General features: G+C 57.8%; 9 protein-coding genes. All 9 read left to right on the top strand.

Annotated features, from left to right (window positions below; translation table 11 throughout):
* Positions 1-49: 49 nt before the first annotated feature.
* Genes K5D32_RS16545 through K5D32_RS16585 form a run of 9 tightly spaced genes read left to right on the top strand, consistent with a single transcriptional unit; the run spans position 50 to position 12,350 of the window.
* Positions 50-934, top strand: a complete 885-nt coding sequence (locus K5D32_RS16545) for a TatD family hydrolase (protein ID WP_221601100.1) — start codon at positions 50-52, stop codon at positions 932-934.
* Positions 931-2,157: a metabolite traffic protein EboE gene (eboE, locus tag K5D32_RS16550; protein WP_221593113.1), complete on the top strand. Its 1,227-nt coding sequence runs from the start codon at positions 931-933 to the stop codon at positions 2,155-2,157. The genes K5D32_RS16545 and eboE overlap by 4 nt, the downstream gene beginning before the upstream one ends.
* Positions 2,147-3,586: an alkaline phosphatase family protein gene (locus K5D32_RS16555; RefSeq protein ID WP_221601119.1), complete on the top strand. Its 1,440-nt coding sequence runs from the start codon at positions 2,147-2,149 to the stop codon at positions 3,584-3,586. Before eboE ends, K5D32_RS16555 begins: the two co-directional genes overlap by 11 nt.
* Positions 3,565-4,716, top strand: coding sequence for a hypothetical protein (locus K5D32_RS16560; protein ID WP_221601102.1), 1,152 nt, complete (start codon positions 3,565-3,567; stop codon positions 4,714-4,716). Before K5D32_RS16555 ends, K5D32_RS16560 begins: the two co-directional genes overlap by 22 nt.
* Positions 4,717-4,729: 13 nt before the next feature.
* On the top strand, positions 4,730-7,132 hold the full coding sequence (locus K5D32_RS16565; protein ID WP_221601104.1) for a hypothetical protein: 2,403 nt from the start codon (positions 4,730-4,732) through the stop codon (positions 7,130-7,132).
* A gap of 59 nt (positions 7,133-7,191) precedes the next feature.
* Positions 7,192-8,130 (top strand): hypothetical protein, encoded by a 939-nt coding sequence (locus K5D32_RS16570; RefSeq protein WP_221601106.1) that lies wholly within the window; start codon positions 7,192-7,194, stop codon positions 8,128-8,130.
* An 18-nt stretch (positions 8,131-8,148) separates the two neighbouring features.
* Positions 8,149-9,441, top strand: coding sequence for a hypothetical protein (locus K5D32_RS16575; protein WP_221576307.1), 1,293 nt, complete (start codon positions 8,149-8,151; stop codon positions 9,439-9,441).
* 3 nt (positions 9,442-9,444) lie between these two features.
* Positions 9,445-11,256, top strand: a complete 1,812-nt coding sequence (locus tag K5D32_RS16580; protein ID WP_221601108.1) for a hypothetical protein — start codon at positions 9,445-9,447, stop codon at positions 11,254-11,256.
* A gap of 29 nt (positions 11,257-11,285) precedes the next feature.
* Positions 11,286-12,350, top strand: a complete 1,065-nt coding sequence (locus K5D32_RS16585; protein WP_221601110.1) for a hypothetical protein — start codon at positions 11,286-11,288, stop codon at positions 12,348-12,350.
* The last annotated feature ends 161 nt before the right edge of the window (positions 12,351-12,511 follow it).

Raw genomic sequence — 12,511 nt, forward strand, 5'->3', positions numbered from 1 at the left:
AAACCCGCACTCCCCAACGCTTGCCCTTTGCGCATTACGAGGATGTTCCATGCCCAAGTATTTCGATCCGCACATCCACATGGTAAGCCGTACCACGGACGACTATCAGAACATGGCCGCTGCCGGGATCACCGGGGTCATCGAACCTGCATTCTGGCAAGGCCAGGCGCGCACCAGCCTCGGCAGCTTTGTCGATTATTTCGACATGCTGCTGGGCTGGGAACGCTTCCGCGCCAGCATGTTCGGCATCCATCACTTCTGCACCATCGGGCTCAACCCCAAGGAAGCCAATGACCTGTCGATCGCCTACGAAGTGCTGGATATCCTGCCGCGTTATCTGGTCAAGGATGGCGTAGTCGCCGTCGGTGAAATCGGCTACGACGATATCACTCCCGAAGAAGACCGTTTTCTGGCCGCCCAACTGGAACTGGCCAAGCAGTTCCAGTTGCCGGTTCTGGTTCACACCCCGCATCGCGACAAGATTGGCGGCACCAAACGCACTCTGGCGGTGATACGGGAAGTAAACATTCCCGAAAATCTGGTCATCATCGACCACCTGAACGAGCTGACCCTGCCTCTGGTGATGGAAACCGACTGCTGGCGCGGCCACTCGATCTACCCCAACACCAAGATGTCGGAACAACGCATGGTGGCGCTGCTCAAGGAGTACGGCACCGAAAAGATGGTGGTCAACAGCGCCGCAGACTGGGGCGTCAGCGACCCGCTCAAGGTACCGAAGACCGGCCAGGCAATGTTGGCGGCCGGCTTTACCGAAGCCCAGGTTGAACAGGTGCTGTTCCATAACCCGGTGGACTTCTTTGCCCAGAGCAAGCAACTGGACAAGGACCTGGTCAGCACACCGCTGCCCATCGACCAGCGCAAGCAGTGGCAGGAAAACTCGGCCCTGCGCGGCCAGGAACCGGTGGTCAAATGAGCGCCGCCACAGGCTGGACCGCGGCCCAGATCGGCTATTGCAGCAATGTGCATCCTGCGCCGGGGCTGGCTGAGTTATGCGCCTCCATCGAGCAGCATTTTCAGGGCGTACGCCAGCAGCGCAAGCTGACCGAGCAGGAAAGCGGCCTGTGGATCAGCGCCCAGGCCGCCCAGGAGTTGCAGGATGCAACGGCGCGTAAAACTTTTCTGGAGGTGTTGAAGCGCTCGGGAGTGCGCCTGACCTCACTCAACGGTTTTCCCTACGGGCAGTTTCACAAGGGCGCGGTGAAGGCCGAGGTGTACCTGCCCAGTTGGGCGGACGCCGAGCGACTGGCCTACAGCCTGCAACTGGCAGAAATTCTCGCCGAAGCCTTGCCAGCGAACTGCGATCAAGGCGTGATTTCGACCGTGCCACTGGGTTACGCCGCCCACTGGAGCCCGGAGCGGCAGCAGCGTGCCGAGGAGCTTCTCGCGCAACTGACGTCTTCCCTTGCCAGCCTTCGACACAGGACCGGCAAGAAGATCGTGATCTGCCTGGAAATGGAACCGGACTGCGTGCTGGAAAACACCACACAATCCATCGAGTTCTTTCAGCGCCTGCAAGCCCGCGATCCGCATCATGAGCATCTGGCGCTGTGCTTCGACGTCTGCCATCAGGCGGTCGTTTTCGAGCACTGCTACGAATCCCTTGCGAGGTTGCGCGAAGCCGGAGTCCCGGTCGGCAAGATCCAGTTATCCAATGCCATGATCTGCCGGTTGCCCGCGGAGGGTGACAGCCGGCGTGAACAGGTGCTCGATGCTCTTGGCAACTTTGCCGAAGCCACCTATCTGCATCAGGTCAAGACTCTGGACGGACAAGGTCAGTTGAAAGCCTGGGCCGATTTGCCTGCGGCACTGGAGAATCCCGAGCAAAGCAGCGAACTGAGGATTCACTTCCATGTGCCGCTGTTCAGCGAGCAACTGCTGCTGCCGGAACTGAGCGGCAGCCAGTTGGCCCTTGCCCAGACCTTTGACTTTCTCGCAGACCACGCTGATTTCCGTCCGGTGCTGGAAGCGGAAACCTATAGCTGGAACGTCCTGCCTTCCGCCATCAGGCCACAAACCGAGCGGGCCTTGCTGCTGGGCATCGCGGCCGAACTGCAATGGGTCGAAAAGCAACTGCTCCAGCGCGGTTTACTGCTTGCCGATGCCCACAAGCAAAAGGCGTATGCCGATGCGATCTGACGTGCCGCCACTGCTGCTGATCAACGTGGTGGGCCTGACTCCCGGCTTGCTGGGCGAGGCCACACCGCAGATCAATGCCTTGCTCAAAAATGCGCAGATGGCCAGCTTGCAGCCGGTGTTTCCGGCGGTGACTTCCACTGTCCAGGCGTCCATCCTTACCGGCCAGCCGCCGTCGAAGCATGGCGTTGTCGGCAATGGCTGGTATTTCCGCGATCAGGCCGAAGTGCGTTTCTGGCTGCAACCCAACGATCTGATACAGGGCGAAAAGGTCTGGCATGACCTCAAGCGTGAACATCCGGACTTTCGCAGCAGCCAGCTGTTCTGGTGGTTCAACATGTATGCCGATGTGGACGCAGCCATCACGCCACGTCCCCACTACCCCGCTGACGGGCGCAAGATGTTCGGCCTGTACTCGTCGCCAGCATCGCTGCACGAAGTCATCGAGCAGCAGATTGGCGAGTTTCCGTTTCCTGGCTTCTGGGGGCCAGCCGCCGGCATCTCGTCAAGTCGCTGGATCGTGGATTGCGCCATGGCCGAATTCCGCATCAACCGGCCCAACCTGCAACTGGTCTATCTGCCGCACCTGGATTACAGCCTGCAACGCCACGGGCCAGATCATCCGTCGATTGCCGATGAAGTTCGGGCCATCGACCATGAAGTCGGACGCTTGCTGGCCTTCGCCGAGCAGCAAGGTGCCAAGGTCATGCTGCTTTCGGAATACGGCATAGAAGCGGTTCAGCAATCGGTGTCGATCAATCGGGTGCTGCGCTCGGAAGGCTTGCTGCAAGTGCGTCAGTCCCTGTCCTGGGAACTGCTGGACCCAGGCGCCAGTGCCGCCTTTGCCGTTACCGACCATCAGATCGCCCATATCTATGTGAAACGGGCGCAAGACATCCCCAAAGTCAAAGCCCTGTTGCAGCGCCAGCCGGGCATCGAGCAGGTGCTGGATAAAACCGAACAGCAGGCCTGGCAACTCGATCACCCCCGCAGCGGCGAGCTGGTGGCCATTGCAGAGGCTGGCTTCTGGTTCGATTACTACTACTGGTTCGATGATCGCAAGGCACCCGACTTTGCCCGCACCGTGGACATTCATCGCAAGCCCGGTTACGACCCGCTGGAGTTGTTCATCGACCCGGCCATTCGTTTCCCGAAACTGAAAGTAGCGCGCCGCCTGTTGCAGAAAAAACTCGGCTTTCGCTACTACATGGACTTGATCCCTCTCGATACCCGACTGATTCGCGGCAGCCATGGACGCTTGCCCGGCGATGAACAGTCAGGCCCGTTACTTATTACAAATTGCGAACTGCAGTTGCCGGAGCGTCTTCCTGCCACCGCCATCAAGCAACTGCTTCTGGAGCACTTCCGGGGGCACCAACACCGTGATCAGGCCAATGCCAAGGAGATTTCATGCGGCGAGCCCTTTGTGTAACCGTTCTGAGTGCTGTAGCCGGTATGGCTCAAGCGCAGACACCGCCCCCTTTCGATTGCACCAACCTTTTCAAGTTTGGCACCAGCCAGGCCACGACCTGGACCAACTTCCAGCAGAGCCCTGAAACCATGGCCTGGAACTGGTTTGCCTGCCTGAACCAGCCGGCAGCCCAAGGTAATCCCAATCGTGTCTGGGAAACCCTCAAGCCCAGCGATCAAGTCTATCTGGGCAATGGCGCCCAACCCCTGCCCTATGCCCAACGCGAACCGCTGCCAGCCGATGTGAGCAAACAGGCCCAGACACTGGGCCTGAACATGCAGCGCGCTTTCCAGAACCTGGACAGCATTCAGCAGGTGGACGGGCTGATTCTGCAAATGGGCAATCAGGTGCCTGCGGCGCAACGGGGCCAGCCGGTGCGTTTTCACCTGCAGATGAGTGAAGACACCTTCAATTACATCGTGCAGCAAAAGGTCTACAACGCGAACGGCCAGGCGGCCCTGACCAGCAGCCTGAAATTTCCCTCCACAGCCTGGGAGCTGAAAACCTCCTGGCTGTGGATCGGTGCCGACCAGACTTTCGTGCAGCAACTGACCAATGATGGTTACTACATCATTCAGGCCTATTACCTGGAGGACGACCAGAAAACCTACAACGTGGGTTATGCGGCCCTCAGTGGCATGCACGTCATCAACAAGCTGTCGCCAAGCTGGGTCTGGACCACCTTTGAAAACAAGAACAACAGCAAGTACAGCGTGACCAATGACACTCCGGCAAAGCCCATGACCAATATCACCGGGCCAACAGCGGCGGCGAAACCGGTCAACACAGCGTTCCAGGCCCAATACCCGGCGCTGGCGCAGTACGAACTGATCGGCGTCCAGTACCAGAACGACGGACAGTTGCTGGCCAACTCGCAACTGGAGTCGGCTTTCCAGAGTAATTCCGACTGCCTGGCCTGTCACAGCACAGCGGCCTATTCAACGAAGACGAAGACTTATTTCAACTTCGCGCTCGACCAAAAGGGCGGCCTCGCCTACCCGGTCAAGGAGTTGCCCGAGTCGGCCTATGCCGGTTACGAAAAACTGGACTTCGTCTGGTCGCTCAAACGCGCCCAGTGGCAACGACCTTAAGGAGCATGACCCTATGAGCGTGTTGAATTTCCCCCGTATCTATTTCAATGGCCACATGTACTGGAACCCACCGACGGCCAACAACAACGACATGTTTCCGCTGTACGACGCGGTCAAGATGCAGATGAACTGGCCGTTTCTGGCCGAGTACGGCATTACCCCCGAGAACGCCGCCAGCACCCTGCTGCCCTGGACCATCGCGCCGATTCCCAAAGTGCCCGATTACGTGCTGCAAGTGCCGGGCAATTACGGCGCGAGTGGCACTCCCGGTGAATGGGACCTCTTTGGAGACAATGGCTGCGGCACTGTGGGCTACAAGGACATTCAGTCCCTGGTCATTGGCGGAGAGCTGCAGAACAACAGCTATATCAGCCAGGATGATCTGATCAACAAGAGCTACCAACTGGCAGGCAACCCTTTTGGCAGCACTGCACAGACACCGGCCCGTTTCGTTGATGTAAGCCCCTGGCAGAACACGTTCACGGCACTGTATTTCGACAAGCTGATCATTGGAGACAGCCAGTGTGGTCTGACTCTTGATCGCCAGTACCGCATGCTTGACCGCTTTCTGAACTTCAACTGGGGAGCCTTCGGCGGCCTGAATTATGTCACCACCACCTGGCAGACCTGTTTCCCCAAGGAAAACCTGCAATGGGTAAACGGAAACTCGGTGTTGTTGAAAAACCTTCAGCAGCAGATGGAAAAGCAAAATGCCAAAGGTCTGATGTTCCGGTTTTCGACCTATCTGACTTACTACGACAAAAACGGCGTTTTCAACGATTACCCGCCCTTTATCACACACCCGACGGGCGATGAGGATCCGGCAAAAATACTGGCAGAAATGCAGGCCATGTATCAGAAAGGCCTGGATAACGTTGCCGATATTTTCTTCAACCCGGCTTATAGCCGCACAGCTGGCACCTTGGGGCTGTGGTTCGAAGATGAGTTCCCGACTGCACCTGCCGGACGTCGTCTGGTTCCGGCATCCCCCATCAGCGTTTACAAGAAAACACCGGGCGATACGCCTCTTCCGCCCGGAGCCACTATCCAGCTTGGTGTGATTTCGGCTCAGGTACAGCCTGAAAGCAACATTCTGTCGCTGGATCTGGGAACCGGCTTTCCGTTTTATACCGTGGACGACAAGGCCGCAGTCCCCGTGCCGGAGAAATTCCAGGCAGGTGACTATGAGGTGGGAGTAAGAATCGACGGACAATTCAGCAAGGTCGCAAGTTTCGGCTTCGATCAGTATCAACAGTCCGCTTTCGACAAGCGCTCCGGCATTCTCGATTTTTCCCTGACGCCCGACGCCATCGGCCAACTGCAAAGCGGGCCGCTGGAACTTCAGTTGTCAGGCTCGTCACCCACGACCGCCGCCACACAGCAGATGTGGACCGCCGAAGTGGTGGAAAGCGCCAGTTTCATCGATGTCGGCGACACCAAGACGCTGAACATCATGGTTCAGCACGATGGCAAACCGGCGGTCAATACCGTGATATGGGTGGCGGAATACAACAACGCCTTTTCGGTGACCACCAGCAGCTATTATCTGGCCTTCAGTAATGCGGCAGATTTCACCCTCTTCAACAATTACCCGCCCAGCTATAAGCAAAACACATCCGTGCTGCCCCAATTCCTCGATACAGCCCCCGTATTGAGCCTGGCTGCCGATGGTAGCGGTCGCCAGTTGACGGAGTTCTTGCCTCCGATGGCTGCAAGCGTACTGAAGGATGACTCTGCGGAAGAAGTCAGCTATCAGACCTACCTGAGCAACCCGACAGCGCTGGCACTGACGCCTTGTCTATCGCTGGCCAATGCCATTGCACAGCAAGACACTCTGGAAGGAAAAAACGGCAGCACCGTGAACTACAGCGTGGCGAAGATCACGACCGACGCCAACGGCATCGCTCAATTGACCTTCACCGCACAGGCTCCGGGTTTTCCGACCCTGCGCTTCTTCGTGCAAGAAGGCGAAGAGTCTCCCAAGGTCCCTTTCAGCTTCAACTACCTGTCGGCCTATACCGACTTCCTGGCACCGTTGCGTGTTCTTCCTCTGGAGCCTGAATTGCAACAGGACTTCATCACTTACTGGAACAGTATCTACGAGCAGCAGGATGCCCGCGTATTGATCTGGGAGCAGTTCATCTATCCACGAATCCTCGAACCCTTCTATTACCTGTACCCGATCATGGCCAAGTACATGCCGCTCAACTCCCTGAAGCGCATAGAAGGCGCGGTCGATCAGTTGATTGTGCTGATCAGCAAGCCATACCAGGAAGAAAGCACGCTGGCGATGCCCATCACCCGTGACATGCCGCAAAGCCGACGCGCCGTGCTGGAGCTTTGGGCGCAATCCCTCGTCAAGGGCAACTACCCGCCCACGCCCCTGAGCATGAGCGACTTCCCGCAAAGCTGTTAAACGCCCAGGCAAGAAAGCGGGTGGCCACCAGGCCACCCGCCATTTCAGAGGAGTGTCGTATGAAATCCAGCGTTCTGATCCGGCTGTTCATGTTGTCGAGCCTGCTGTTCTGCAATTCCCTGTTTGCGCAGGGCGGCGGTGATATCTACCCGACCATGGGCGTGCACAACACCGCGGGCTGCAATGAAAAGAACGGCAACTGCATCGCCAAGCGAAACCCCAGCGACCCCAGCGACCCGTTCTTCCCGGCCTTCTGGGTCAGTGACTGGACCATGTACCGGGTGACCACCGACAGCTACAAGAAAAACCCGCCGCCCTACAGCAACCCGCCCGCCACCTTGAAACCCAGTGACTACAGCGTTTCCAAAGGCACCACTTATTACGACACCACTTACATTCCGGCCGATGGCGATGGTTACGGCGCGATGATGGAGCACTACGAGAAATACTGCCTGCCGATCTTCCCGATCAAGGACAACAACTACACGTGCAGCTTCGTGTCGCTGGGCAACAAGGCGTACTTCCTGACTTACGAGCAGGACCGCCCCAAAGGCATGCCCGCCTGCTGCATGTTCTCGCCCATGAACCACCCGCCGCGCCAGGACTTCATCCAGCATTTGCCCTATAGCGCCGAGCGCAGCAAGAACCTCAACGCCAGCGTGCAAGCGTATGCCCTTGATGTGCCGGGGCCGGACGGTCCGATCCTGTTCGGTTATTCATTCTTCAAGGCCGCCACCAGCAGCCAGAAAGGGCAACCGCCTTACAGGCTTCCTCAATCCTTCTTCTTTTCGGGCGATGTCTCCACCGCCAATGCCCCTATCGTCAGCCAGAACTACACCAACTTCCGCATAGCCAAACCGGACCCGGCCACGACCTGGGCGCAAGTGGCAAAGATGTGCCCGGCAAATCCCGAGCCCTGCCAGTTGTTCAACCCGCCGACCACACTGAGCAATGGCAAAAAGGCGCAGTGGAACAACCTGATGCCCAACAAGCCCTGACAGACAAGGACGTATGCCATGAATACTCGATATCGCCTTGCCCTGGCTCTGTTGGGCAGTGTCAGCCTGCCTGCGCTTGCCTTTGAACAACCGATGCCGGATGTGTCGGTTACAACCCTGAATTGCCAGCTTCCCGGCAGCGCTCCAGCCGCCAAAAGCGGCCAGGACCTGTTCGATCTGTACAGCTGGCAGATGTTCATCGCCCTGAACTGGCCCGTAACGGATGGCCAGCGCGGAACCCCCGACTGCAACAAGAAACCCGGAGATGCGGGCTACACCGTGTGGCAGAGCTACAAGAACGTCAGTGAAATATTCCCGGCGGACGGCAGTAATCCAGGCCCCTGGAATACTCCGGTGAAAAGCCAGAGTCTGGGCCTGATCAATATTTCGGCCTTGAAAAACACTGGCGTCCTCCAGGCGGTCGATCAGGCCGTGGGCGGCTGGCTGATCGATCAGCGCGGCAACCCGACCTACTACGACATCTCGGCCAACGAGGTTTCTTACAACTACATCGTGGCCAACAATTTCTACAACGCTAATGTCGTGTCCAAAGCCAGCAACATTTCATTCCCCAACGGGGTCATCGAGGTCAAGTCGAGCTGGCGAATTCTCACACCCGCCGACAACGCCAGCCGTTACCTGACGGTTCATTCGCAGGTCGATCTGTTCGATGATCAGGGCAAACCCACCGGTGCTGTTGCAGATGCTTATCTGGGTCTGGTGGGCCTGCACATCATCACCAAGGTGCAAGGCTATCCACAGTGGATCTGGTCCACCTTCGAGCAAGTCGACAACGTGCCACCCAAGAAGGAATCGGGAGGCCAATGGATCGACAACCCGGCACCCGGCATCAACTACTCCTACTTCAATCCCCACGCCGAGCCTGCCAGCCTCAATCAGTCCCCGTGCGACTGGCAGACGCAAGACAACAAGATGGTATGTGTACCCAAAGCCGGTACCACCTTCCAGACCCCGAACCCGCTGAACCGGGTAACGCCGATTGCTCTCTCCACCGAACTGATCAACAAGGGGTTCCAGCTCAATCCCGGCCTGCAGCAAAGCGCTCTGAAGTACTACCAGCTCGTCACGACCCAGCGTCCGTTCAACCCGAACAACCCCGGTAATCCGTTGGGCCAGCCGACCCCGGCACTTTCGGCCAACGTCACGATGGAAAGCTATATCCAGGCCAACAGCAGTTGCATGGCTTGCCATTCCATGGCGACACCGGTCGGCAGCCCTTACAAGGCCGACTTTTCCTACATGTTCAAATTTGCACAGCCCGCCACCCAAGGCCCCAAGGACGAGAAATAGACCATGAGCATTCTTAATGGACCACGAGTGAATTTCTGGGGTGGCATCAGCACCGATGTGAGTGTGCCGAACAATTCAGCGACCGTTCCTCAGGGTGATCAAACAGGCTTCAAGCTGTTCGATCCGGCAACCTCGACTATTGCTCCAGAGGCCCAGCCTTACACCGACGAACAATTGAACGAAAAGATCAACACGCCTTCCAGCACTGCGCCAACCAGCGGTTACACCCAAGGTGGCTGGAATCACTATGGCCAGCATCTCGTCGAAATGGACACGCTGATCAGTTCGCAAGGCAATCCGGGAGCGATCAGCAAGCAAGGCGACCTGGTGGGGCAACCCGTCTATCTGCTCGGCTCGGTGGACCCGGCAACCGGCCAGCGCAGTTCCTCCGGCCCGATGATGGTGGACCTGGACCCGACCTCGGTGGTCACCACCCAGATATTTGTCGGTGGCTTGCAGATCGGCGGCAACGACAACATCCAGTTGCTGATCAACTGCGATACCGTGTGCAGCAGCCTGGATGTAACGCAGCGAATACTGGGGCCGGCAACCATGGACGCGCCAGGGTCCTACGCCCTCAGCGGCACATTCCAGTTGACCTTCCCGCTGGACAAAATCGTCAGTTACAACCAGAACAGCGAAATACTGCAATCGATCATCAAGGCTCCCGGAGCAACCGGAATCGTCTTGCGCTTCGTCATGTTCGAGATGTGCCCGACACTGACCACAAAACAACTGAATGCCGATTATGCAGCCAGGAAATACACACCCAACCCAAGCATTGGCAGGGTTATCGGCACACTGGCACCGGCCTTTGCCGACGAGCCTGTCATCTGCCCAGCGGGCCGGCTGCTCGTCAACCAGAACACAGGAGGTACCGGTTTTGCAGACCTGAGCGACAGCGGGTTATTGAGCATCGATATGGTGAACCTCATCCCTGAGGAGACGTTCAGGTCCGACCGTACTGCCATTACCAGCCCCATCGGACCCAATGCCGATTATGGTCCTGTCAACTTCTGCGCGGGTACTACAACCCTCACGACTCTGACTCCGGACAATGAGTACCTGCAGAATTATTACCTGTACGGCGGTATCGTGGATTTGCCGCTTGATGCTGGCACGGCACAGCAGGTCAAAACCCAGCCATTGACCATCACGGCTCCAGACGAGGTCATGAACTATAGAGTTGATCCACCTGCAAAGACGTCTCTACAAATCGCCGAGTCGCCCTACAGACTCTACACCGACCAGCGAAATATCTATCTGGAAGACCATCCTGACGGCCTGACGATTCCGCTGCAGGTCAGGTATCTGGGCGGACCTGTACCTTCCGACACCTCTATCAAAATAGCCATTGGCACAAGCCTCGATTGCCTGAACTATCCGTCATCGGTTTCTGTACCCGCCAATCAACATTCGGTCAATATCGATATCAGCCTGAAAAACGGGACCGAAGCGTTGGCGGGCTTTCCCAAGCTGACGTACACCCTTGCGGGCAACAGCCCATATTTCAGCGCCTTCCGCAAATACTCCCAGACGGATTTCGGTATCGCCAAGGGCAGCATCATCACCTGGGATCAGGTGTACCCCAACGTGCTGCGTTATCACTATCTGGCGTTTCCTGCCATGTCGCGCTACGTGCCGCTCAACCAGCCAGATGCGGTCATGGGCCACAAGAATGCAATCCTTGCGCGCACTTCGGACACTTACAAAGGCACCACCTTGTTTATGCCAGTCGTGCGTTCGATGTCGCCCAGCCAGCGTGCATTGCTCAGCGCCTACCTGACAGGCACACCCTGGCAGCCGCTGCCATGAGTACCCCACCCATGGCTATGGAGAGCGTCATGACTGTTCCCATTGAAATACCCGCGCACCCCGTTGAACGCCTGTGTACCAGTACCCTCATTGCAGAAGGGTTACTGAACCCGCGGGGCCTGTGCTCAGGGCCGGATGGCAGCCTGATACTGATCGAAGCTGGATCGGGCTTGCCCGATGCGACGTTCAGTGGCCGTATCAGCGTGCTGCGCCCGGACCCGAAAACCCCAGCGGCTTACCTGCCTGCCGAAACCCTGGCGCAAGGCTTTCGCGCCATGAACATGCAGCCTCGCATGCTGCGGGACGAGATCATGGGCATTTCGGATGTCGCCTGGGGTGACGGGCGCTTTCTGGTCAGCCAGACCGACTATGTGCAGGGTTCGAAGATCCTGGATATCCAGTACTCGCCACCCGAGCCGGTATTCCACAGCCAGGGCAACCTGAACTCCCTGTGCTATCACCCCACTCGTCACAGCTGGCTGGCGGTCAAGCCTGATACCAACCAACTGGTGGAATTCAGTCAGGACAACGAAGGTGAACGCATCCTGGCCCAATTGCCCGAACTGGCTCAAGGGCAGGAAGCAGTGCCTGTGACGCTGGTCTACGAGCCTGCGACCGGTGCGGTCCTGATCAGCCTGTTTTCCGGGGAGCTGCGTAGCGATCCTGCCAAGCAGGGTATCGATTTTGTCGACAGGGCCGGCCAGGTCATCCGGGTCTGGCCGGAAACCGGCAAGATCGAGTTGCTGATAAGCGGCCTGCAACTGCCCACCGGCCTGGCCATCCGCCCGGATGGCAGCGTACTGGTGCTGGAACTGTGCGACCGGCTGCTGCAACCCTTGCGCCCCGACTGGGCCGGCGAACCCTTGCATGGTGGTTTCGAGCGTTTCAGCGGCAGACTATTGAGCTGCGACCTGCAAACCCGTGAAGTCAGCGTACTCGCCACAGGTCTGGATACACCGTCCAACCTGTGCCTTGTGGAGAATGCCGTGATTGTCAGTGAAGGCATGGGACTCACCGGGCGTCTGCTGCCCGGCCGGGAAAATGAAGTGGTGCCATTGACCGGGAGGTTACGGCGAGTGGCATTATCTTCCTGAAACCGCCTCGCCGTAGGAGCGAATTCATTCGCGAGAGGCCAGTGCATCCAACACAGATATGTCATTTGGAATGCCGTCTCGCGAATGAATTCGCTTGTGTCTGCAGCGAGAGATAAAGTCAAAGGTGAGAGGGGTGAATGGCAAGCTGATTATTCGATGTG

Source organism: Pseudomonas cichorii (assembly GCF_019719005.1).
GTDB lineage: Bacteria > Pseudomonadota > Gammaproteobacteria > Pseudomonadales > Pseudomonadaceae > Aquipseudomonas > Aquipseudomonas cichorii_E.

Excerpts from the sequence above, each read along its gene's own strand:
- K5D32_RS16545 (WP_221601100.1), top strand. The coding sequence starts at position 50 with ATGCCCAAGTATTTCGATCCGCACATCCACATGGTAAGCCGTACCACG.
- eboE (WP_221593113.1), top strand. The coding sequence starts at position 931 with ATGAGCGCCGCCACAGGCTGGACCGCGGCCCAGATCGGCTATTGCAGC.
- K5D32_RS16555 (WP_221601119.1), top strand. The coding sequence starts at position 2,147 with ATGCGATCTGACGTGCCGCCACTGCTGCTGATCAACGTGGTGGGCCTG.
- K5D32_RS16560 (WP_221601102.1), top strand. The coding sequence starts at position 3,565 with ATGCGGCGAGCCCTTTGTGTAACCGTTCTGAGTGCTGTAGCCGGTATG.
- K5D32_RS16565 (WP_221601104.1), top strand. The coding sequence starts at position 4,730 with ATGAGCGTGTTGAATTTCCCCCGTATCTATTTCAATGGCCACATGTAC.
- K5D32_RS16570 (WP_221601106.1), top strand. The coding sequence starts at position 7,192 with ATGAAATCCAGCGTTCTGATCCGGCTGTTCATGTTGTCGAGCCTGCTG.
- K5D32_RS16575 (WP_221576307.1), top strand. The coding sequence starts at position 8,149 with ATGAATACTCGATATCGCCTTGCCCTGGCTCTGTTGGGCAGTGTCAGC.
- K5D32_RS16580 (WP_221601108.1), top strand. The coding sequence starts at position 9,445 with ATGAGCATTCTTAATGGACCACGAGTGAATTTCTGGGGTGGCATCAGC.
- K5D32_RS16585 (WP_221601110.1), top strand. The coding sequence starts at position 11,286 with ATGACTGTTCCCATTGAAATACCCGCGCACCCCGTTGAACGCCTGTGT.